This is a genomic window from Streptomyces sp. NRRL B-3229 (assembly GCF_000719505.1).
Taxonomy (GTDB): Bacteria; Actinomycetota; Actinomycetes; order Streptomycetales; family Streptomycetaceae; genus Streptomyces; species Streptomyces griseorubiginosus.
This window is the reverse complement of the sequence record NZ_JOGP01000008.1, coordinates 232,192-253,704: the sequence shown is the minus strand read 5'-3', so window position 1 is coordinate 253,704 and position 21,513 is coordinate 232,192. Positions and strand designations below refer to the sequence as shown.

The window sequence follows — 21,513 nt, the reverse complement described above, 5'->3', positions numbered from 1 at the left end:
GCACCGCCTCACAGGCGCACCCACACCGGCGCGTGGTCGGACGCCGTCGCGTCCCGCCGCGCCGCCGGATCCGCGCCGACCGACGGCAGCCGCATCGCACCCTCGTGCGGCAGGCCCGTGCCCGCCTTCCGGACCCGGTGTATCAGGTGGTGGTCGCACAGGATGTGGTCGATCAGCTCACGGCGGCCGGCGTTGACGCGGGAGTAGCGCTCCTCGGCGGGGATCAGCGGGGCGGTGTCCCACAGGCGGCCCGCGTCGCCCTTGTCGGGCATCTTGTATCCGGAGGTGCCGATCTCGGAGCCGGGCGGGCCGAGCAGGATCTGGGTGGTCGCGGCCTGCACCTCGTCGTTCAGGTCACCGAGCACCATCACGTTCCGCTCGCGTCCGTCGCCGTCCAGCAGCTCGTCGGCCAGCGCCCTGAGGGCCGTCGCCTCCGCCGCCCGGCGGTACAGGGCGTACGCCCCGAAGCGGGCCCGCTCGCCCTCGTCGCGCGGCTGGAAGCGGCCGCCCGGGTACGACAGCAGCTTCGACTTGAGGTGGGCCACCGCCACCCGCAGCGGCCCGCGGTCCGTCTCCATCTCCACCGCCAGGAAACCGCGGCCCGACCCCGCCACCGTCGCGCCCTCGTCGTCGGCCTGGACCGGCCGCAGCTTCGGCGGGAACACGGTGGTGTCGGCCAGCACCTCGAAGGGGTTACGGGAGATCACGCCGACCCGGATGCCCCGGCCGTCCGGGTGCCGGGAGGTCGCGACGGTCCAGCCGCTGCCGAGCAGGTCGACCAGGTTTTGCAGGGCCTCCGGCTCGCCGACCTCCTGCACCGCCAGCAGCGTCGGATCGAGGCCGGTGACGGTGGCGGCGAGGGCGGCGAGCTTCGCGTCGTAGGCCGCCTTGTCCCGGGGGCCGAAGGGGCTGCCGGGACGGTACAGGTTCTCCAGGTTCCAGGTGCCGAGAAGCATGCCGGGCTCCCTTCAGAAGCCGGTTTGCATGAAAGGTGTCGTCGTCAGGCCGTCCGGGGCGTCAGGCCGTCCGGCCAGGCCCTGCCGTGAAAGGTGTCGTCGTCGGGCCGTCCGGTCAGGCCCTGCCGTGAGGCCAGCGTGCCCCGTCCGCACGGGCCGCGACAGAGCCCTGACGGGATGCGCGGTCCGGCTCACGCACCGCGCCCATCACGCCGTACGTTGGCGTGATGACCGACTCTCGCGCCGGCTCTCCCGACGGTTCCGCCGCCGGTTCTCCCGACCCTTCCGCCGCCGGCTCGACCGCCGGTGCACCCGCTGATCTCATCATCACCGGATGCACCGTCCTCGTGCACGACGATCAAGAGCGGATCGGGTTCGAGGAGGACGCCGCGATCGTCGTGCGGGACGGGGCCGTGGTGTCGGTGACGAGTGCCGACGCCGTACGGGAGCTGCCCGCCGCCGAGCGGATCGACGCCCGGGGCCAGGTCGCGATGCCCGGGCTCGTCAACTGCCACACCCACGCGCCCATGGTCACCCTGCGCGGGGCCGCCGAGGACCTGCCGACCGAGGAGTGGTTCAACGACGTCGTCTGGCCGGTCGAGTCCAACCTCACGGAGAAGGACGTGGAGTTGGGGGCGTGGCTGGCCTGTGCGGAGATGATCCGGGGCGGTGTCACCTGCTTCGCCGACCACTACTTCTCGATGGACGCCGTCGCAGCGGTCGTCGACGCGTGCGGAATGCGGGCGCACCTCGGGGAGGCATACTTCTCCTCGCAGGGCCCCCAAGGGCGGGAGCGGTCACTGGAGTTCGCCCTGCGGCACCGCGGCGGGGCCGGTGGCCGCATCACGACGGCCCTCGCCCCGCACGCCCCCTACACCGTCGACGACGCCGACCTCGCCGCGACCGCGTCGCTCGCCCACGCGCACGGACTCCCCGTCCACCTCCACGCCTCCGAGAACCGCGACCAGGCCGAGACGAGCCTCGCCCGGCACGGCGTCACCCCCGTCGAGGTGCTCCACCGCACCGGGATCCTCGACACGGACGTCCTGATCGCCCACGGCACCGGCATCCTCGACCGCGACCTGCCGCTCCTGTCACGTGCCGCCGGTCGTACGGCCGTCGCCACCGCACCGCGCGGCTACCTCAAGTTCGCCTGGCCCACCACCACGCCCGTGCGCGCCCTGCACGACATCGGCATCCCCGTCGGACTGGCCACGGACGGCGCCGCCTCGAACAACTCCCTCGACGTGTGGGACTCGATGGCGCTCACCGCGCTCGTCCAGAAGTCGACGACCGGAGATCCCCGCTGGCTGACAGCCCGGCAAGCGCTGCACCACGCAAGCCTCCAGAGTGCCCGCGCGGTCGGACTCGGTGACGTCGTCGGCCGCATCGCGCCCGGCCGGCGTGCCGACATCGTCCTGGTCGACCTCACCGGCCCGCACACCCAGCCCGTCCACGACCTCGCCGCCACCCTCGTCCACAGCGCCCGCTCCTCCGACGTCCGCACCACGATCGTCGACGGCCGCGTCCTGATGCGGGACCGTGTGCTGCTGACCGTCGATGTGGCCGCCGTCGTGGGGGAGTTGGCGGAGCGGATGCCCGCGCTGCTGGACCGGAGCCACGGCAGGCGGATCCAGGAGTACGACACCTGAGACCCGGATGCGAGGTGCCGGGCCGGCCGAGCCTGTCGGGCCTGTCGGGCCTGTCGGGCCTGACGTACCTGCTGTACCTGCTGTACCTGCTGTACCTGTCGGGCCTGCCGTGCCGAGGGGATTTCCCGCGAGAGATTTCCCGTGGCGGCGATGAGTTCCGTTCGTCCCCTCGGTCACCACTCCCGACGGACCGTCGCACAGGAGGGACCCCATGGCGCTTCCGGAGATCGCCTCGCGAGAGGAATGGCGCGCTGCCCGCGCGGAGTTGCTGGTCAGGGAGAAGGCGGCCACGCGCGCGAGGGACGCGCTCAACGCCGAGCGGCGCCGGCTGCCCATGGTCGAGATCGAGGAGGAGTACGTCTTCGAGGGCGGCGACGGCAAGGCCACCCTGCTCGACCTCTTCGAGGGACGCCACCAGCTGGTCGTCCACCACTTCATGTTCGCTCCCGGATGGGACGCCGGGTGCCGCAGCTGCGCCGCCTTCCTGGACCAGATCGGGCATCTCGCCCATCTGACGGCACGGGGGACGACGTTCGCCGCCGTGTCGAGGGCGCCGTACCCGAAGATCCTGCCGTTCAAGGCGCGGATGGGCTGGACCGTGCCCTGGTACTCGTCGTACGGCGGCCGCTTCAACCACGACTTCGAGGTCACCCAGGAGACCGGCGGGGAGCAGACCGAGCGGCCCGGGATCAGCTGCTTCCTCAGGGACGGGGACCGGGTCTTCCACACCTACTCGACCTATGAACGCGGTCTCGACGGGCTCGGCTCGACCACCAGCCTCCTCGACCTCACCGCACTCGGACGGCAGGAGGAATGGGAGGAACCCGCGGGCCGGGCTTCCGCTCTCGGAGCACCTGCCGGCTCTGTGCGCATCAGGTATCACGACGAGTACGACTTCTGACACGGAAAGTAGCAAAAGTGACCGCTGAGTAACCGAACTCTCACACTTCGCGCTGAACGCGTGTCAGCTACGTCTCAGTACGGCAACGCAACGAGGCGATCCGGCTCCGGAAGGCGTTAACTCCTACAAGCGCTCCACGGGTGAGCGCCACGCTTTCTGGAGGTGCAGGATGGTGAACGGGCGAACAGTGCTCGAACGCTTTCCCGCCGGTGGGCCGCGAGGATCGTGGCCCGCGGAGGAGTTCGCGCAGGCGAGGCGTCTCGAGGGACAGCCGGCCGAGGTCGTCATGGACCTCGCGTCCGACATGTTCCTGGTGATCGTCCGCAGTGGAGGGGCGGCCGACGCCGTCGCATGAGGTCAGCCCGCCTCCTCGGCGGGCACCTTTGCCCTGAACTGCTCGGCCTGGAGCGAGTACAGCTCCGCGTAGACACCACCGGAAGCCAGAAGCTCGTCGGGCGTGCCCGACTCCACCACCCGGCCCTGCTCCAGTACGTGCACCAGATCCGCGTGGCGCACGGACGCCAGCCGGTGGGTGATCAGGACGACCGTCTGACCGGTGCCTGCCAGAGCGCGGATCTTCTCGAAGACCTCCAGCTCGGCGCGTGCGTCCAGAGCGGCCGTCGGCTCGTCCACGATCAGGATGTGGCCGCTGCGGTAGGCGGCCCGGGCGATCCCGAGCCGCTGCCACTGTCCGCCGGACAGCTCGTGCCCACCGCTGAAGTTGCGGGCCAGCAGGGTGTCCAGGCCGCGCGGCAGATCATCGAGCACGTCCCCGGCCCCTGCCTCCGCGACCGCGCCGGCCACCCGCTCGTCGGTGAGCGGCACCGAGGAGCGGCCCACGGCCACGTTGACGCGGGCGGTGAACGGCCACCGCTTGAAGTCCTGGGCGACCATCGCGACCCGCTCGGCGAGCAGCCGCCGGTCCGCCCGCGCCGCGTCCACGTCGTCCCACAGGATCCGGCCCCGGTCGGGGGCGTACAGGCCGGCCAGCAGTTTGACCAGCGTGGTCTTGCCCGAGCCGTTCTCGCCGACCAGCGCGACGATCTTGCCGAGCGGCAGGGTGAGCGTCACGTCGTCGAGGGCGGGGCGGGTCGCGTCACCCGGGTAGGTGAAGGAGACGTTCTCGAAGCGGATCTCGCGCGGGTCGTCCGGCAGCGCGACCCCGCCCGCCGGGATCGCCCGCTCGGCCGCCTCCCGGTACAGCCGCTGGAGATCGCCGACGAACAGCGCGTCCTCGTGCAGCGAGTTCACCTCCATGACCAGCGTCTCCAGGCTCTGCGAGCCGGTGCGGATCGCGATCACCGCCGTACCGGCCACGGACAGGGCCATGGCGCCCGCCAGCAGCAGCCCGCCCAGCGTCGCGTACGTGGCCGCGGTGGCGAGGCCCGTCCAGGACGCCGCGATCAGTCCGGTGCGGGCCGCTAGCCGGGCCAGCCGGGCCTGCTCCGCCTCCGCCGTCTCCGCCATCGACCGGAAGTGCCGCAGCAGGAACGGGCCCACCCCGTGCACCCGGATCTCCGGCGCCGCCTCGGGCTCGATCAGCAGGGCGCCGAGCAGCCGGCTCGCCCGTACGTGCTGCACCCAGGCGTGGTACCACTCGTACCGCCTGCGCGCGATGGTCAGCGCGCTCCACGCGCTCGGGATCGTCATCGTGACCAGCAGCGGCAGCAGCGCCGGATGCAGCACGGTCAGGACGCCCGCCGCCGCGATCATCGAGATCGCCGCGTTGATCACCCGGGTGGCGCTCGGGATCATCCGGCGGGCCGAGCTCGCGCCGTACTGCGCGGTGTCCAGCAGCTTGTGGAAGGCGTGGTCCTCGATCGCGGCCAGTTCCACGGCCGCCGCCCGCTCCAGATACCGCTCGGTCGCCACCCGCTCGACCTTGGGTTCGAGCCGCCCGGTGGCGTACGTGGACGCGGCCCGCAGCAGTGCCCCCACCAGCATCACGGCACCCATGATGACCAGGGCGGGCACGGCCCCCCGCAGCCGGTCCTCCAGCGAGCCCCCGCCGATCAGCCGGCCCAGCACACTGTTGACGGCCAGCAGACTCACGGCCTGGGCCAGACCGCGGCCCACCTCGGCTGCCAGCACGGTCCGCGCGGCCTGCCGGTCGGCCTGCCAGGCCAGCCGGAGACTCGCCGACAGCAGCACCGGCAACCGGACGGCCATGGACCGGAACCCCAGCTCAAGGAACGCGTCGGAGTGCGAGTTCCACCCCATGTCGTACCGCAGCGGCCCGCCGAACAGCAGCCGCTCGGACTCGGAGACACCGGGTTGCCCGGAGCCACGCCGTTTTCCCACCACAGACCTCCCCCGATCGTGGACGGGGCAACTATGGCGGGGCGGGCGGGGCTGGGGCAGGGCGCAGAAGGTCAAGGGGCAAACACGCGGGGCGCACACCCACTGGCACGCGGGGCGCACACCCACTGGCACGCGGGGCGCACACCCACCTGAAGGGACGCGGGGTGGTGTCGTCTGCGGCTCCGCCGCGTGGGCGCGACCACCCCCACTCAGCCGCACTCGAAAGAACCCGAAAGACTGCTCAGTCGCACCCGAAAGGCGGCCCGGCCGACGGAGTCAACCCGCGGAGCTCACCGGCCGGGACCAGCTCGGCGTCGTCCCCGTCAGGCGGCACAACGCCAGGTACAACGGTATCGGCGGCGTGTAGGGCAGCGTCCCCTCGGGCCGATGCACGAGAGACGGCACCACCGGGGCGTCCGGAACAATCGCCCCGGTGGCGTAGTGGGCGGGCGCGGGCCAGTCGAGGGCGTAGTCGGAGTCGGCGGGCACGAGCCACCACCAGTGCGTGTCATCGGCGTACACGCACCCGACCCGCGGCAGCCGGGGCACCAGCTGCTGCCCCAGCAGGGCCGGCATCCCCACCGCGTCGCAGCCCAGCGGCACCGTCATGCCCTGCGGCACGGCGAGCCGGAACGGGGTGCCGGGCGCCCGCAGCCCGCGGCGAAGGCGGACCAGCGAGTCCAGAGTCAGCACCGGGCCGCCGGACCCGCTGCTCACGCCCATGCGCCCAGGCCCCCTGTGCCGTGATCGCGCGCGTGTCCCTCGGGCTCGGCCCGGTGATGCTCCTCGGCCTCGTCCCCCTGGCCGGAGCCCCCGGAGGGGACCGGCTTGGGCCGGGCACCCCAGCCCAGGTCGTTGCGCGGGCCGGTGTCCGCACGGGGCTGGTCCGCCTTGCGCGGCAGCTCCGCCCAGACCAGCAGCCCGGGGCCGTGCTCATGGGCGCCCCACGCGTGGCAGAGGGAGTCGACCAGGAGCAGTCCCCTCCCGTGCTCCTCTTCGCCGCGCTGCGGCGACGGGCGGGGTTCACCCGGCGCACAGCCCTCGTCGCGTACGGCTATCCGCACCAGGTCGTCGTTGTCGTGCAGCTCGCAGACCACACGGCTGCTCGCGGTGTGCACGATGGCGTTGGTGACGAGTTCGGAGACCACCAGGGCCGCCGAGTCGCAGATGTCCTCGCAGACCGACCAGTGGGTCAGTCTGGCCCTCGTCAGGCGTCTGGCCTGCGCCGGGGAGCCCGGGTGCGCGGCCAGCTCGAAACGGAACCGGCGCCGGGCGGCAGCCCTGTCGGGCCCCGCTCTCCCGGCGGCTCCGAGACCCTGGGGGCGGCCTTCGGCAGCGTTTGTTCCTAAGGGCGGGGACGGAATCACGCTTGCCACTATCGCCCCGTCGTGAACACTTGGCAAGTGTCACTCTGAAAAATGCAGAGTGCTATGTGACGTGGTGGGAGGCCATGGCACACTGCTCGCAACAGCATCTTGAGCGGCGCCAGTTGGGATCACCGGAGATCCGTACGCATCGGTATTCGTGCCGATGGTTGTATCCGTACAGATTTTCGATTAGGTCTTCGAATGGCGCCGCTGGGCTGTCAGCATGCAGACGGCTCGGCTTCAGTCGACTTCAGGTGAACCGGTCGACTTCGGTCGACTTCGATACGGGACTTCGTGGAGGTGGAGCGTGAGCGAACCGCGGTCCGCGCCGACGGTCGGCCAGGTCGTCCTCGGCCGGCGCCTGCTGGACCTGCGGGAACGCGCCGGGCTCAAGCGCGAGGAGGCCGCCCGTATCCTCCGGGTCGCCCCCGCCACCGTCCGCCGGATGGAGATGGCCGAGGTCGGCCTCAAGATCCCCTACCTCCAGCTGCTGCTGAAGGCCTACGGCGTCTCCGACCAGGAGGCCGAGGACTTCGTCCAGCTCGCCGAGGACGCCAACCGCCCCGGCTGGTGGCAGCGCTTTCACGACGTGCTGCCCGGCTGGTTCTCGATGCACGTCAGCCTGGAGGGCGCGGCCGCCCTCATCCGCGAGTACGAGCCGCACTTCGTGCCCGGTCTGCTCCAGACCGAGGACTACGCGCGTGGCGTGCTGCGCTCCGGTGCCATCGGACAGACCAGCCCCGAGGACATCGAGCGCCATGTCGCCCTGCGCATGGAACGTCAAGGACTGCTCACCCGTCCGGACGCGCCCCGGCTGTGGGTCGTCATGGACGAGACCGTGCTGCGCCGCCCCGTCGGCGGCCCGGAGGTGATGCGTGCCCAGATCGACAAACTGATCGAGGCAACGAAGCTGCCCAACGTGACGCTCCAGGTCGCCCCGTTCGCCAACGGGCCGCACCCCGGGACGTACGGGCCCTTCGTGCTCTTCCGATTCGCCGTGCCCGAACTTCCGGACATGGTCTACAGCGAGTACCTGACCGGCGCGGTCTATCTCGACGCGCGCGTGGAGGTGGCGACCCACCTCGAGGTCATGGACCGCATGGCGGCGCAGGCCGCTACAGCACATCGCACGAAGGAGTTCCTCCGGGACCTCCGCAAGGAGTTGTGAATGAACCGCATCACGCCGCGTCACTCCGTCTACAACGGCATGCCCGCAAGGGAGCTGGGGAGCGAGGGCTGGCACAAGCCGTGGAGCGGCGGCAACGGCGGCAACTGCCTGGAGGCGATGAAGCTCGCCGACGGCCGGATCGCCGTCCGCCAGTCCACCGACCCGGACGGACCCGCGCTGATCTACACCACCGACGAGATGACCGCCTTCATCGAGGGGGCCAAGGCGGGGGAGGCCGACTTCCTGCTCTCCTGACGTCGTTGTTCACTTGTTCCGTTGCTCCATTGCTGCATGTTCTTTTGCTCATGCTCTCTTGTTCAATTGCTCGGTAATCACTGACGGGTTGGGGTGCTGTGGCGGCACCTGGGCGTCTGCCGGCGGAAGTGCTCCGCACAGTGCCTCCAGGGCCGCCGCGTACGCGTGCTCGGAAGGGGTCGCGTATCCCACGACCAGGCCGTCGCGGGCCGGCATGCCCGCGTCCGGTCCGCCGGGCCCGTCCGGCCCGTCCGTCGCGTCGGGGTGGCGGAACTCCGCGAGTCCGTCCAGCGCGACGCCCTGCCAGGTCGCGGCCTTCACGGCGGACCGCTCAGTGCCGGGCGGCAGTCGCAGCACCGCGTGCAGGCCCGCCGCGACCCCGCTGACCTCGATGTGCGGCGCGCGTTCGGCCAGGGCGGCGACGAGCCGGTCCCGGCGGGCACGGTACCGCTGCCGCATCCGCCGCACATGACGGTCGTAGGACCCGGAGACGATGAGCTCGGCGAGGGCCAGCTGGTCGAGGACGCTCGCCCAGGCCTCCCGTTCGCCCTTGGCCGCGAGCACGTCACCGACGTACCGCTCGGGCAGCACCATCCATCCCAGCCGCACCGCGGGCGACAGGCTCTTGCTGACCGAGCCGATGAGGATCACCCGCTCGGGGTCGAGGCTCTGGAGGGCGCCGACGGGCCTGCGGTCGTAGCGGAACTCCCCGTCGTAGTCGTCCTCCAGGACCACCCCGCCCCGCGCGCGTGCCCAGTCGACCACCGCCGCCCGCCGCTCGGGGTGCAGCGGGCCGCCGGTGGGGAACTGGTGCGCGGGTGTGAGCAGGACCGCGCGCTCGCGCGTGAGCCGGTCGACCCGGGCGCCGTGTTCGTCGATCGGGAGCGGCACGGTGCGCACGCCCTCGGCGGCGAGCAGCTCGCGGTGGAAGGGCAGTCCGTATGCCTCCACGGCGAGGGGACCGCGCAGGACCTGCCTGCCTGAGCCTCTGCCCTTCTCGAGGCCTGCGCCTCCCCCGAACAGCAGCCGCAGGGCGTGTGCGAAGCCGGAGCAGACGACGATCCGGTCCGGCTCGGTCCGTACGCCACGCGCGCGTGCGAGGTATTCGGCGAGGGCCTCCCTCAGCTCGGGGCGCCCGGCCGGGTCACCGGGCCCGAAGACCTCGTTGGGCGCCTGCTGGAGGGCCCGGCGGTAGGAGGCGAGCCAGGCGGCTCGGGGGAAGGCGGAGACGTCGGGGGTGCCTTGGCGGAGGTCGTGGACTCGCGCGGCCGGGCGTGGGCGTGGGCTTGGATGTGGGCGTGGAGATGGCTGTCGGACCGGAACTCGGGTCGCGTTCGCCGTGGGCCTCTTCGGGCGTACGGCGGTGTGGGGCGGCCGGGTCTGTTCGGCGACCCGGGTCCCGGAGCCCTGGCGGGCGGTGAGCCAGCCCTCGGCGACGAGTTCGGCGTAGGCGTCGGCGACCGTGTTGCGGGCGACGCCCAGGTCGGCGGCGAGCGAGCGGTACGGCGGCAGCCGGGTGCCGGGGGCGAGCCTGCCGCTGCGGACGGCGTCCCGCAGCGCCCGGGCCAGCGCGGCCCGCTTGCTCCCCGGACCGGAGAGTTCCAGATGCAGGTCGGTGCCGCCTGTCCGCTCCCCGGAATTGACCCATGATTCTGCCATGGAAGTGCACCCTACAGCCGGTCTTTCTTGCTCGTAGGTTGGTCCCATGACGACGACGAACACGCACGTGACCGGTACGGCTCGACTGAACTTCGCGAAGGCGGCACCCAAGGTGTTCCGCGCTCTGATCGGCTTCGACGCGGCCGCTCGCGAGGGCCTCGACCCCGCCCTCGTCGAACTGATCCAGGTCCGCGCCTCCCACCTCAACCGCTGCGCGTACTGCCTGCACATGCACACCAACGACGCCCGCAAGGCCGGCGAGACCGAGGACCGCCTCCACATGGTCCCGGTCTGGCGGGAGGCCCGGCACTTCTTCACCGAGCAGGAACAGGCGGCCCTGGCCCTCACCGAGGCGGTCACGCTGGTGGCCGACGGAGGAGTCCCCGACGAGGTCTATGCCCGGGCAGCGGCACACTTCGACGAGCAGGAACTGGCCCACGTCCTGTCCCTGATCCTCGCGATCAACACCTGGAACCGGGTGGCGCTGTCGACGGCGAAGGTCGCGGGGACCGACGAGCGGGGCTGAGCGGCCTGCCCCTGGGCGTCCCCCGTTCCAGGACGGGACGCCCCCGTCCCTAGACGGTCATGGGGCGGTCGTACGGCCCGATCGGCGCCGGGAGCCGCGAACTCCCCGTCAGGTACCGGTCGACCGCCGCCGCGACCGCCCGTCCCTCCGCGATCGCCCACACGATCAACGACTGTCCCCGGGCGGCGTCCCCCGCGGCGAACACCCCCGCCGCACTCGTACGGAACTCCCCGTCGCGTGCGATCGTCCCGCGCGGCTCCAGTTCCAACCCCAGTTGCTCCACCAGCCCGTCGCCCCGGTCCGGCCCGGAGAACCCGAGCGCGAGGAGCACGAGGTCGGCCGGAAGCGTCCGCCCCGTCCCCTCCACGGGCCTGCGGGCCGCATCCACTCCGACGAGATGCAGCGACCGCACCCGCCCCTCGGCGTCCCCCTCGAAGCGGAGCGTCGACGCGGCGAACAACCGTGCGTCCGCGTCGGCCGCGGGCGCGGTCTCCAGCTCCCCGGCCTCCTCGTGCGCGGCCGACAGCCGGTAGATCCTCGGGTACGTGGGCCAGGGTTCGGCATCCTCGTCCCGCACACCCTCCGGCTGCGCGTAGATGTCCAACTGGGTCACGGAGGCGGCCCCTTCACGCACCGCCGTGCCCAGACAGTCCGCCCCCGTGTCACCCCCGCCCACGATGACGACATGCTTCCCGGCAGCCGACAGCGGGGAGACCTCAAGATCCCCCTCGCACACCCGGTTCGCCGCCGGCAGATACTCCATGGCCTGCCACACCCCGGCCAACTCCCGCCCCGGCACGTCCAGTTCACGCCATGCCGTGGCCCCCGTCGCGATCACCAGCGCGTCGTACCGTGCCCTGAGCTCCGCGGCCCCCACATCCCGCCCGACCGCCATGGACGTACGGAACTTCGTCCCCTCGGCCCGCATCTGCTCGATCCGCCGCTCCAGATGGTGCTTCTCCATCTTGAACGCGGGGATGCCGTACCGCATCAGGCCGCCCAGCCGGTCGTCCTTCTCGTAGACGGCGACCGTGTGCCCCGCCCGGGTCAACTGCTGGGCCGCGGCCAGTCCGGTCGGGCCCGACCCGATCACCGCGACGGTCCGCCCGGACAGCCGGTCCGGCGGCCGCGGCGGCGCGAACCCGAGCTCCCAGGCCCGGTCCGCGACGGCCACCTCGACGTTCTTTATGGTGACCGCCGGCTGGTTGATGGCGAGCACACAGCCCGCCTCGCACGGTGCCGGGCACAACCGCCCGGTGAACTCGGGGAAGTTGTTCGTCGCGTGCAGCCGGTCCGCGGCCTGCCGCCAGTCCTCCCGGGAGACGAGGTCGTTCCACTCCGGGATGAGATTCCCCAGCGGACAGGCCTCGTGGCAGAACGGGATCCCGCAGTCCATGCAGCGGTCCGCCTGCTTGCTGACGATGGGCAGCAGGGCCCCGGGGACGTACACCTCGTCCCAGTCCCGCACCCGCTCCTCCACCGGCCTGCGAGGCCAGTCCCGGCGAGGCGTGCTCATGAATCCCTTGGGATCGGCCATGGCCGTCTTCCTTGCTCGCGCTGGTGACGCCGACGCGTCCGACGCGGCCGTGCGTCATCGGGCGGCACGCTTGCGGAACTCCTTCCGGCCACGATACGACTCCCCGGCCTGGTGCGCAGAGTGCTGTCAGCTACGCAGGGACAGTGCTTTCCCGCACCTGCCGCGCGGTCCGTGCCTCTCAGGTGAGGGCCAGTACGTACGCCACCGCCGCCGCGCCCGAGGCGATCGCACGGACGTGGTTCCACATCGTCCACTCCCGCACGTACGTCGGCCAGTACGTCGCCGCCTCCGTGGTGCCTGGGGCCAGCCTCAGCAGGGCGTCGTTGCGGGGCACGTTCGCCACCATCGTCAGCCCGAACGAGCCGAACAGATAGAGCGCGCTGCCCACCAGCAGCTCCGCCGTCCCCTCGTCGGGCCACAGCACGAACGTCACCACCGCGATCACCGCGCACAGCACCGCGGAGCCCGCGAACAGAGCCATGAACGGCGGCCGCACCGCGTTCACGTTGATCGAGTTCATCGCGGCGACGCCCTGCGCGGGCGGCAACGCGGCGAGAGCCCGCATCACGAAGGTCGAGAACGCGCAGAACACCCCGGCCACCAGCCCGGTCCCGAGCACGCCCAGCACCACCAGCCAGAAGTAAGGCCCATCGATCATCACCACACCAGCTCCCGCCTCCGGCCGGGCTCCGGACCCGGCACCACCCGTCCCCACCAGTCAATCCCGTGCTCTCCCCACGAACCATGGCCTGTCCGCGCACTCCCATACGCAAGCGTCCAGGACGGGACGGGACGGGACGGATCGGGAGGGGGCGGGCGGAGAGCGGAGACGGCTGACCTGCCGGGCGCCGGGTGCCGCCGGGTGCCGGGTGCCGCCGGGTGCCGGGTGCCGCCGGGTGCCGGGTGCCGCCGGGTGCCGCCGGGTGCCGGGTGCCGCCGGGTGCCGCCGGGTGCCGGGTGCCGGGGGTCGGGGGTCTGGTGTCCGTCGTCGACTGGCGGCCCTCGCGTGATCGGCGTCCGCTCGCCGTGGTCGGTCAGCCCTCCAAGGTCCGGCTTCAGCCCGCCGCTTCCCGCGCCTCCGCCCCCGCAGCCCGCCACACCCTCAGCACCGCCTCCACACCCCCCGCGATCCGCCGCCGGGCCTCGTGCCGCGCCACCCCGCTCATCAACAACGTGTCATACGGCGTGTCCACGTGCCGTACGGAGGCCACCACCGCCGACACCACCGCACCCTCCGACAACGCCCGCCCCGCCGCACTCCTCCCCACCCGCCCGCTGCCCCGCGCCGACGCGTGCGAGGCGATGGCCGCGGCCCGCTCGTCCGGGCATCCGGGAAACAGCCGCCGAATCTCCGCGGCGAACGCCTCCGCGAACCGCACGTCCTCCACCGCCCGCCGCCGTGCGTCCCGCGCCCGACGCCGCCGCCGTGCCTCCGCGTCCGCCAGACACCGCTCCTCGGCCCGCGCCAGCCCGGCCTCCTCGACGAGCACACCCTGCCGCTCGTACCGCCCCTTTCGCCGGTTGAAGCGCACCACCACCGCCCACAGCGCACTCTCCTCCCGCGACCGCCGTGTGAGCGCCGTGTCCCCGCGCGGCAGGAAGACCAGATGCCCGAGGTCGGCGCAGTCAAGGCATCGAGGCGCCCCACCCTCCATGACGAGCAGCGCCAACGGCCCTCTCCGGCACTCCGCGCAGTGCCGTCTTCGCAGCGGCTGGACGACCAGAGGACCACCTCGGGCCGGGGGAGCAGCAGGGCTTGCCATGACGGGTTCATTCCCCTTCCACGGCCACGACCGACACCACCGGTTGACGCATCATGGCCCTGTGCGACTCGAAGCGATCACCTGGGAACGGCTCGGCGACCAACTGGCCGACCGGCTCCTCGACCTGAAGCCTGCCGACGGCAGCCCCTGGCCCCGCGTCGCTCTCGACGGCGCCCCCGCGGCCCGACCGGACGAGCTCGCCGAACGGATCGGCGAGGCCCTGCGCATACGCGGTCGCCCCTCGCTCGTCGTCGGCATGCAGGGCTTTCTGCGTCCCGCCTCGCTCCGTCTGGAATACGGCCACCACGACCTGGAGGCCTACTACAACGGCTGGTTCGACACCGCAGCCCTCTGGCGCGAGGTCTTCGGCCCTCTCGAACCCGGCGGAGACGGACGCGTCCTGCCCGACCTGTGGGACCCGGTCACCGACCGCGCCACCCGCAGCCCCTACGTGCAACTCCCGCCCGGTGGAGTCCTGTTGCTCCACGGCCCCCTCCTGCTGCGCCACTGGTTCCCCTTCGACCTGTCCGTCCACGTCCTCCTCTCCGCGGGCGCACTTCGCCGCCGTACCCCCGAGTCCGACCACTGGACCCTGCCCGCCCACGAGCGCTACGCCGAGGAGACCGACCCGGCCGGCACCGCGGACGTCCTCGTGCGCGCCGACGACCCTCGCCACCCGGCGTGGAGCGGCTGATCCTCCGCGGCTTCCTTGCCGCCGGGTTCCGGGTGCGAGCCCCCGGTGGCGCCGGGAGAATGTAGGGCGCCGGGACTTGCGGTGCCGTCCGCGCCGCGCCGGCCGTCCGGCACCCGGAGGTACCCATGACCACCGCCGGAGACATCATGCACCGGGGCGCACAGTGGATCCCGGCCCACGAGACCCTCGACCGCGCCGCGCAGCTGATGCGTGAACTCGGCGTCGGAGCCCTGCCCATCAGCGACGAGAACGAACGGCTGTGCGGCATCCTCACCGACCGCGACATCGTCATCGGCTGTGTGGCCGTCGGCCACGACCCGGCCCGGGTCACCGCGGGCGAGATGGCCCAGGGCACCCCGCGCTGGATCGACGCGAGTGCCGACGTCGGCGACGTCCTCCACGAGATGCGTGAACACCGGATCCGCAGGCTCCCCGTGATCGAGAACAAGCGCCTGGTCGGCATGATCAGCGAGGCCGACCTGGCCCGGCACCTGACGGACGAACAGATCGCCGACTGGGCCGGAAGCGTCTACGCCCCCTCCTCCACCACCCACTGACCGGCCGCGCGGACGGTCCTTCTCACAGCCTCCTCACAGCCAGCCGTTGCGCCGGAAGCCTCGGTAGAGCACCGCGCAGGCGGCGGCTATCACGCCCATGACCAGCGGATAACCGAACTTCCAGTGCAGCTCCGGCATGTGCTCGAAGTTCATCCCGTACACCCCGCAGACCATCGTCGGGACGGCGATCACCGCGGCCCACGCGGTGATCTTCCGCATGTCCTCGTTCTGTGCGACCGTCACCTGCGCGAGGTGCGCCTGGAGGATCGAGTTGAGCAGCTCGTCGAAGGCGGCGATCTGCTCCTTGGCCCGCAGCAGATGGTCGGAGACATCGCGGAAGTACGCCTGTATCTCCGGGGCGACGACCTGGATCGGCCGGGTCGACAACTCCTCGAGGGGACGGCCGAGCGGGGCGACCGCCCGCTTCAGCTCCAGCAGTTCACGCTTGAGCTGGTAGATCCGGCCCGGGTCGACCCGGGCGCCGCTCTCCGAGAACACCGCCGTCTCGACCAGGTCGATGTCCGACTGCACGGCGTCGGTGACGCTCAGGTAGTCGTCGACCACATGGTCCGCGATGGCGTGCAGCACCGCGGCCGGTCCCTTGGCGAGTTGCGCGGGGTCGGCCTCCAGCTCCTCGCGCAGCGGGCCCAGCGATCCATGACTGCCGTGCCGCACCGTGATCACGAAGTCCTCGCCGACGAACACCATGATCTCGCCGGTGTTGACCACCTCGCTCGTCGCCGTGAGCTCCTCGTGCTCCACGTAGCAGACCGTCTTGAACACCGCGAACAGTGTCTCGCCGTAGCGCTCCACCTTCGGCCGCTGATGGGCCTCGACCGCGTCCTCGACGGCCAGCGGATGCAGGTCGAAGAGGTCGGCGATGCCCTCGAACTCGTGGTCCGACGGTTCGTGCAGACCGAGCCAGACGAAGCCGTCACGGCTGTCGCGCACCCGCTCCACGGTGTCCACCAGATCACCGTCGACCGGGATCCGCGCCCCCTCCTTGTACGTCACGCAGTTGACGACCGAGGTGCCCAGCGGGGAACGGGCGTGGTGGCTCAGGTCGACACGCGGGCGCCGCCGGGCCAGCCGGGCCACCTTGCGCAGCCCGCCGACCCTGCCGAGGCCCGTGACCTTGCGCAGATTCCCTGCCATGGACATCTGGATCTCCTTGCGTGGATCTCCCCGTTCGACGCGTTGCTGCGCCCTGGCGAGCCAGTGTGCCAGCCCGACGTAAGCCGCGGGTGAGCCTGTGGAAAGGGGTCATTCCGGTTGGTTCCCGCCTGTGGACAACCGAACCGGCGCCCCCATCTCGTCGTGGCGGACGCGTCGTCCGTTCCGGACAAGCCCGGCAACTGGGATCATCTCCGCATGACACGAACCGACGGGTACCTCCTCGACAACCGGCAGGCGGAGGCGGCGGAGCGCTTCGACGCCTTCGCGACCCTCTTCGACCCCACGACCTTCCGGCACTTCGAAGGATTCGGCGTCGGGCCCGGCTGGCGCTGCTGGGAGGTCGGCGCCGGCGGCACCTCCGTGGTGTCCTGGCTGGCGAAGAAGGTCGGCCCGACCGGCAAGGTCGTAGCGACGGACATCGACACCACCCGGCTCGCTCCGGCGGCCCGCCCGCCCGTGGACGTCCGCGTCCACGACGTGAGCGCCGAGGAAGCACCCGGGGACGGCTTCGACCTGGTGCACGCCCGGCTCGTCCTCGTGCATGTGCCGGACCGCGCACGGGCGTTGCACTCCATGATCAAGTCCCTGCGCCCCGGCGGACGGCTCCTGCTGGAGGACGCCGACCCCGCTCTCCAGCCCCTGACCTGCCCCGACGAGTACGGCCCTGAGCAGCAGTTGGCGAACCGGCTGCGGCAGGGCTTCCGCTCGTTGCTCGCCGACCGCGGCGCCGACCTCTCCTACGGCCGCACCCTCCCGCGGCTGCTCCGCGAGGCCGGTCTGCGTCAGGTGACCGCCGACGCGTACTTCCCGCTCGCCTCACCGGCCTGTGCGGCCCTGGAGTCCGCCACGATCCGCCAGATCCGCGGCCAACTCGTCACGGCGGGACTGGCCACGGACGAGGACATCGACCAGCACCTCGCGAACGTGGCCACCGGGACGATGGATCTGGCCACGGCCCCGCTGATCTCGGCGTGGGGGCGCAAGGCGTAGCGGGGTGACGGCGGTAGGGGGCCGCCGTGGTCGGATGCTGGCGGGCGAGCGGGCGAGCGGGCGAGCGGGCGAGCGGGCGGCGGTCGGCGGCTGGCGGTGGTTCCGCGACCGCCGGCGTCAGCCCAGCCCCGGCGGTCGCCCGCCGACCCGCTCCACCGCCAGCGCCCCCGCCCGGCATCCCTGCGCCGCCGCTTCCTCCGGCCCGGCACCGGCCAGCAGGGCCGCGAGGAACGTCCCCGTGAACGCGTCCCCCGCCCCGGTGGTGTCCCGTGGGGTCGCCGACACCGCGGGCACGTGGGCGTGCACGGCACCGGACCGGGCGATCAGCGCGCCCTCGGCCCCCTGCTTGGTGACCACCAGCGGCACCTGGCGGCTCAGCTCGGCCGCCGCGGCCCCTGCGTCGGACAGCCCGGTGAGCAGACACGCCTCGTCCCGGCTCGGCAGCAGCACGTCCACCCCCTCGATCAGGGCGAGGAAGCGGTCCACGCCCAGTCCCTTCAGGAAGCCCGCCGACGCCGGATCCAGGCTCACCGGCACACCACGCGCGCGTGCCGACTCCAGGGCCACCGCCACCAGGGCGCGGCTCGACTCCGAGAACAGCAGATAGCCCGACAGGTGCAGCCGCCCCACACCGTCGAGCAGGGCATCCGACCAGTCGTCCGGTGCCAGCCGCAGCGACGCCCCGCTGTCCGTCAGGAGCGTGCGTTCGGCGCCCTCGCCCGCGTCCACCAGGCAGATCACCGTTCCGGTGGGCGCCTCGGGGTCGACGACGAGCCGTGGCCGCACTCCGCACGCAGCCAGCTCCCGCTCGTGCCACGCGACCGCCTCCGCGCCCACCCGCCCGAGCAGCCGCACCTCCGCAACGCCCCGGTACGCGGCCCAGCAGGCCACGTTGGCCCCGGCCCCGCCCGGCACCGTACGGATCGCGGCGGCCGTGTCGGTACCGGCGGCGAGCGGCCCCCGGTGCCGGGCCACGACATCCGTGATGACGTCACCGACGACCAGAAGGGCGCCGGCCGGGCCGGCCGTGGCCGACCCGGGCCCGTCCGTCGTCACACCCCGGCCCAGGCCGCCGCGATCCGCCCCGCCAGCCGCACGTTGCCGCGCACCGCCGCCAGGTTGGCGCTCAGGGAGGCGCCGTCGGTGTGGCGCACCAGGTAGTCCAGCAGGAACGGGGTGACCCCCTGCCCGGTGACACCGGCCTCCTCGCACGCGTGCAGCGCCTCCGCGAGCACACGCGCGTGCAGTTCGGGATCCAGCTGCTGCGCCTCCGGCACGGGATTGGCGACGATCAGCGAGGAGTCGGGCCCGTCGAGCGAGTCCTGGGCTCGCATCACGTCCGCCACCTGGGCCGGGGTGTCCAGCGTCCACTCCACGGGGTGCCCGGAGTCGGAGAGGTAGAAGCCCGGGAAGCGGCCCGTGCCGTAGCCGGCCACCGCGACGCCCAGGGTCTCCAGCCGCTGGAGGGTCGCCGGCACGTCCAGGATCGACTTCACGCCCGCGCACACCACGGTGATCCGCGTGCGCGCCAGCAGTCCGAGGTCGGCCGACTCGTCCTGAGTGATGGTCCACTGCCGGTGCACGCCGCCTAGGCCGCCCGTCGCGAACACCCGCACCCCGGCCAGTGCCGCCAGCTGTGCCGTCGCGGACACCGTGGTCGCCCCGCTTGCCCCGGTGGCCACCGCGAGCGGCAGATCGCGGTGGCCCAGCTTGCGGATCCCGTCCTCGTTGGCGACCCGCTCCAACTGCTCCTTGTCCAGGCCGACATGAGGCCGCCCGTCCAGTACGGCGATCGTCGCGGGTACGGCTCCTTCCTGCCGTACGACATCCTCCAGCTCGAGCGCCACCTGGAGATTGCGCGGACGCGGCAGCCCGTGCGCGATGATCGTGGACTCCAGGGCCACCACGGGTCGACGCGCGTCGATCGCCTCGCGCACCTCTTCGGACAACACCAGCACCACGGCTTGCCTCCTGTCGTTCGGTCTTCCCTCATCCATGGCGAGCGGCACGTCCGGTCAAACCCTTGCGGGTCGTGGCGGACGACACCAGCCTGGGGTGCATGACGGACAACTCGACACGTCTCGACCATGTCGTCCTCTGGGTGCGCGACCCGGTGGCGTCGGCCGACTTCTACGAGAAGACGCTGGGCATGGAACCCGTGAGGGTCACCGACTACGCGGCGGGGGCGGCGCCCTTCCCCTCCGTACGGCTCAATGACGAGACCGTCTTCGACCTCATGCCGCTCGCAGCGGCGGAGCGCATGGACATGGTCCCGGGGGCCGCGGAGAGTGCAGGACACCCCGTCAATCATGTGTGCCTGGCCCTGCCCGCCGACGATTTCGAGACACTCCGCGCCCGTCTGGAGGAACGGTCCGTGCCCGTCTCGGGGTTCTCCCACGACTCATTCGGCGCACGTGGACTGGCCAGGCGCAGCTTCTACTTCCGCGATCCGGACGGGAACGTCTTCGAAGCACGCCACTACGACTGACGGCGGGCCCTCGGCCCGGACGCGAGACGCGCTTCAGAACAGCGGCTCCGGGAGCACGCCCTCCAGCGCGAGCAGCTTCCGCTTGGTCTCCAGACCGCCGCCGAACCCGCCGATGCCGCCGTCGCTCTCGACGACACGGTGGCAGGGCACGACGACCGGCAGCGGATTGGAGCCCATGGCAACTCCGACGGCCTGCGCGGCACCGGGCTGACCGACCCGCCCGGCCAGATCGCCGTATCCGACGACCTGGCCGTAGGCCACACCGGAGGCCAGCTCGCGCAGCACCTGGCGGTTGAAGCCCGAGATCAGCGACCAGTCCAGGGGCAGCTCGAAGCCCTGCCGCTCGCCCGCGAAGTACGCCTCGACCTGGCGTATCGCCTCGGCCAGCAGCGGGGAGCCGGGCGCCTCGACGGGCTCTGAGCCCAGCCGGGACGCCAGCCGCTCCAGCGCCTTGTCGCGCACCGCGTCGGTGGCGTGGAAGACCACGTTGACCAGACCCTCCTCGGTCGTGGCCAGGAACAGAGGGCCGATGCCGGTAGCGACGACGGCCCACACGACTCGCTGCTCGTCCTGCCCATGGCTGTTCATGCGCCCACCGTACGGGCCGCCACCGACAATGCCCCGTGACCAGCGAGAACGGTCTCCTAGCCGGCCAGTGCGTCCCGCACCACGCCGGGCTCGTTGGTGATGATGCCGTCGACGCCGTACCCGGCCACCCGCCGCGCCGCCTCCGCCGTGTTCACCGTCCAGGCGGAGACCTCCAGCGGCCTGCCGTGCGGACCCGTGAAGGCGTGCACCGCGGAGACGTAGGCCGCGGAGAGGGCGGTGTACGACGGGTTGATCTGGTCGGTGAAGTCCGCGTACGCGGGCAGGTCGGCGACCGGGGGCTTCCCGAGACAGCCGGTCTTCACCCCGGGCATGAGCTCGTGGACGGTCCGCAGGGCGGCCACGCTGAAGCTCTGCACGACGAGCCGGTTCTCGTGCTGCCGGTCGAACCACCCCTCGTTGCTCAGGAGCTTGAGGGTCTGCCGCTCGATGCCCGGGTACAGCTCCGGGTTCTTGAGTTCGAGGAGCAGCTTCTGATGGTGAAGATCGACTCGGTGCAGGTACTGCCCGAGCGTCGGCACGCGCGCGCCCGCGTAGGAGGCACCGAACCAGCTGCCCGCGTCCAGGCGGCGGATCTCCGCCGCCGTGAAGTCCTTCACCTTCCAGGGGGCCCGGCCGGGGAAGACCTCCTCGACATCGGTGGTGCGCCGCAGGCTGTCGTCGTGGAGGACGACGAGTGCGCCGTCCCTGGTGCGCTGGACGTCGTTCTCGACCCAGACGGCGCCGAGCGCGGCAGCCTTGTCCACGGCGGCCAGGGTGTTCTCGGGGGCGTGGGCGGAGGCGCCCCGGTGGGCGATGACCTCCGGCGGTGTGCCGTCCTCGACGGCACGGACGTCGGTAGCGGGAAGCAGGAGGGCGGCGGTCCCCAGGAGCGCGGTGCTCAAGGCGGTCGCTGCGCGCGCGTGCATACGTACTCC

General features: G+C 72.0%; 23 protein-coding genes. 10 read left to right on the top strand and 13 right to left on the bottom strand.

All coding sequences use genetic code 11. The features are described 5' to 3' along the window. Positions 1-8 precede the first annotated feature (8 nt). A complete protein-coding gene (locus tag IF54_RS0115440; RefSeq protein WP_030318767.1) occupies positions 9-956 on the bottom strand; it encodes an endonuclease/exonuclease/phosphatase family protein in 948 nt (315 codons plus the stop codon). Positions 957-1,183: 227 nt separating this feature from the next. Here IF54_RS0115440 and IF54_RS0115435 point away from each other — a divergent pair, with 227 nt between their 5' ends. The 3 genes from IF54_RS0115435 (at position 1,184) to IF54_RS0115425 (ending at position 3,864) form a co-directional block, all read left to right on the top strand. Beyond that, the gene (locus IF54_RS0115435; protein ID WP_078851982.1) at positions 1,184-2,608 is read left to right on the top strand and encodes an amidohydrolase; all 1,425 of its coding nucleotides are present in this window, start codon (positions 1,184-1,186) and stop codon (positions 2,606-2,608) included. A 211-nt stretch (positions 2,609-2,819) separates the two neighbouring features. Then, complete coding sequence (locus IF54_RS0115430) at positions 2,820-3,509, top strand: DUF899 domain-containing protein (protein WP_030318762.1); 690 nt, start codon at positions 2,820-2,822, stop codon at positions 3,507-3,509. Positions 3,510-3,678: 169 nt separating this feature from the next. After that, positions 3,679-3,864: a hypothetical protein gene (locus tag IF54_RS0115425; RefSeq protein ID WP_020137566.1), complete on the top strand. Its 186-nt coding sequence runs from the start codon at positions 3,679-3,681 to the stop codon at positions 3,862-3,864. Positions 3,865-3,866: 2 nt separating this feature from the next. On the opposite strand, the gene IF54_RS0115420 is transcribed toward IF54_RS0115425, so the two are convergent. The 3 genes from IF54_RS0115420 to IF54_RS0115410 all read right to left on the bottom strand — a co-directional run bounded on the left by IF54_RS0115420 (position 3,867) and on the right by IF54_RS0115410 (position 7,186). Then, entirely contained in the window at positions 3,867-5,729 is a 1,863-nt protein-coding gene (locus IF54_RS0115420; RefSeq protein WP_420790363.1) for an ABC transporter ATP-binding protein, read from the bottom strand. Between the two features lie 357 nt (positions 5,730-6,086). Further along, positions 6,087-6,533, bottom strand: a complete 447-nt coding sequence (locus IF54_RS0115415) for a hypothetical protein (RefSeq protein WP_030318757.1) — start codon at positions 6,531-6,533, stop codon at positions 6,087-6,089. Beyond that, complete coding sequence (locus IF54_RS0115410) at positions 6,524-7,186, bottom strand: ATP-binding protein (protein ID WP_234438986.1); 663 nt, start codon at positions 7,184-7,186, stop codon at positions 6,524-6,526. Before IF54_RS0115410 ends, IF54_RS0115415 begins: the two co-directional genes overlap by 10 nt. 298 nt (positions 7,187-7,484) lie before the next feature. Here IF54_RS0115410 and IF54_RS0115405 point away from each other — a divergent pair, with 298 nt between their 5' ends. Together IF54_RS0115405 and IF54_RS0115400 are read left to right on the top strand one after the other, a co-directional pair. Continuing rightward, positions 7,485-8,345 (top strand): helix-turn-helix domain-containing protein, encoded by an 861-nt coding sequence (locus IF54_RS0115405; protein ID WP_030318752.1) that lies wholly within the window; start codon positions 7,485-7,487, stop codon positions 8,343-8,345. Next, a complete protein-coding gene (locus IF54_RS0115400) occupies positions 8,346-8,600 on the top strand; it encodes a DUF397 domain-containing protein (protein ID WP_030318750.1) in 255 nt (84 codons plus the stop codon). It begins immediately after the preceding gene. Between the two features lie 48 nt (positions 8,601-8,648). Here the strand turns inward: IF54_RS0115400 and IF54_RS0115395 are convergent, their stop codons facing one another. Beyond that, positions 8,649-10,259 (bottom strand): PLP-dependent aminotransferase family protein, encoded by a 1,611-nt coding sequence (locus IF54_RS0115395; protein ID WP_030318748.1) that lies wholly within the window; start codon positions 10,257-10,259, stop codon positions 8,649-8,651. 46 nt (positions 10,260-10,305) lie between these two features. Here IF54_RS0115395 and IF54_RS0115390 point away from each other — a divergent pair, with 46 nt between their 5' ends. After that, on the top strand, positions 10,306-10,785 hold the full coding sequence (locus tag IF54_RS0115390) for a carboxymuconolactone decarboxylase family protein (protein WP_030318746.1): 480 nt from the start codon (positions 10,306-10,308) through the stop codon (positions 10,783-10,785). A gap of 49 nt (positions 10,786-10,834) precedes the next feature. Here the strand turns inward: IF54_RS0115390 and IF54_RS0115385 are convergent, their stop codons facing one another. The 3 genes from IF54_RS0115385 to IF54_RS0115375 form a co-directional block, all read right to left on the bottom strand. After that, positions 10,835-12,322 (bottom strand): glutamate synthase subunit beta, encoded by a 1,488-nt coding sequence (locus IF54_RS0115385; protein ID WP_030318744.1) that lies wholly within the window; start codon positions 12,320-12,322, stop codon positions 10,835-10,837. A gap of 178 nt (positions 12,323-12,500) precedes the next feature. Further along, positions 12,501-12,980 carry a DUF1772 domain-containing protein gene (locus IF54_RS0115380; RefSeq protein ID WP_030318742.1) on the bottom strand — a complete coding sequence of 160 codons (480 nt, stop codon included), beginning with the start codon at positions 12,978-12,980 and terminating at the stop codon, positions 12,501-12,503. A 397-nt stretch (positions 12,981-13,377) separates the two neighbouring features. After that, positions 13,378-14,085: a DUF2293 domain-containing protein gene (locus IF54_RS0115375; protein ID WP_078851981.1), complete on the bottom strand. Its 708-nt coding sequence runs from the start codon at positions 14,083-14,085 to the stop codon at positions 13,378-13,380. Positions 14,086-14,146: 61 nt separating this feature from the next. On the opposite strand from IF54_RS0115375, the gene IF54_RS0115370 reads away from it, so the two are divergent. Then, positions 14,147-14,779 (top strand): uridine kinase, encoded by a 633-nt coding sequence (locus IF54_RS0115370; RefSeq protein WP_030318737.1) that lies wholly within the window; start codon positions 14,147-14,149, stop codon positions 14,777-14,779. Positions 14,780-14,904: 125 nt separating this feature from the next. Then, positions 14,905-15,336 carry a CBS domain-containing protein gene (locus tag IF54_RS0115365; RefSeq protein ID WP_030318735.1) on the top strand — a complete coding sequence of 144 codons (432 nt, stop codon included), beginning with the start codon at positions 14,905-14,907 and terminating at the stop codon, positions 15,334-15,336. Between the two features lie 33 nt (positions 15,337-15,369). On the opposite strand, the gene IF54_RS0115360 is transcribed toward IF54_RS0115365, so the two are convergent. Next, on the bottom strand, positions 15,370-16,497 hold the full coding sequence (locus tag IF54_RS0115360; RefSeq protein WP_030318733.1) for a magnesium and cobalt transport protein CorA: 1,128 nt from the start codon (positions 16,495-16,497) through the stop codon (positions 15,370-15,372). A gap of 210 nt (positions 16,498-16,707) precedes the next feature. On the opposite strand from IF54_RS0115360, the gene IF54_RS0115355 reads away from it, so the two are divergent. After that, a complete protein-coding gene (locus IF54_RS0115355; RefSeq protein ID WP_030318731.1) occupies positions 16,708-17,502 on the top strand; it encodes a methyltransferase domain-containing protein in 795 nt (264 codons plus the stop codon). Positions 17,503-17,619: 117 nt separating this feature from the next. Here the strand turns inward: IF54_RS0115355 and IF54_RS0115350 are convergent, their stop codons facing one another. Both IF54_RS0115350 and IF54_RS0115345 read right to left on the bottom strand, forming a co-directional pair. Beyond that, on the bottom strand, positions 17,620-18,558 hold the full coding sequence (locus IF54_RS0115350) for a carbohydrate kinase family protein (RefSeq protein ID WP_030318729.1): 939 nt from the start codon (positions 18,556-18,558) through the stop codon (positions 17,620-17,622). Continuing rightward, positions 18,555-19,463 carry a pseudouridine-5'-phosphate glycosidase gene (locus tag IF54_RS0115345; RefSeq protein ID WP_030318727.1) on the bottom strand — a complete coding sequence of 303 codons (909 nt, stop codon included), beginning with the start codon at positions 19,461-19,463 and terminating at the stop codon, positions 18,555-18,557. The genes IF54_RS0115350 and IF54_RS0115345 overlap by 4 nt, the downstream gene beginning before the upstream one ends. 98 nt (positions 19,464-19,561) lie before the next feature. On the opposite strand from IF54_RS0115345, the gene IF54_RS0115340 reads away from it, so the two are divergent. Then, positions 19,562-19,990 carry a VOC family protein gene (locus tag IF54_RS0115340; protein ID WP_030318726.1) on the top strand — a complete coding sequence of 143 codons (429 nt, stop codon included), beginning with the start codon at positions 19,562-19,564 and terminating at the stop codon, positions 19,988-19,990. Positions 19,991-20,023: 33 nt separating this feature from the next. On the opposite strand, the gene IF54_RS0115335 is transcribed toward IF54_RS0115340, so the two are convergent. Further along, positions 20,024-20,578, bottom strand: a complete 555-nt coding sequence (locus tag IF54_RS0115335; protein WP_030318725.1) for a methylated-DNA--[protein]-cysteine S-methyltransferase — start codon at positions 20,576-20,578, stop codon at positions 20,024-20,026. A 56-nt stretch (positions 20,579-20,634) separates the two neighbouring features. Then, the gene (locus IF54_RS0115330; protein ID WP_030318723.1) at positions 20,635-21,504 is read right to left on the bottom strand and encodes a glycerophosphodiester phosphodiesterase; all 870 of its coding nucleotides are present in this window, start codon (positions 21,502-21,504) and stop codon (positions 20,635-20,637) included. Positions 21,505-21,513: the final 9 nt, after the last annotated feature.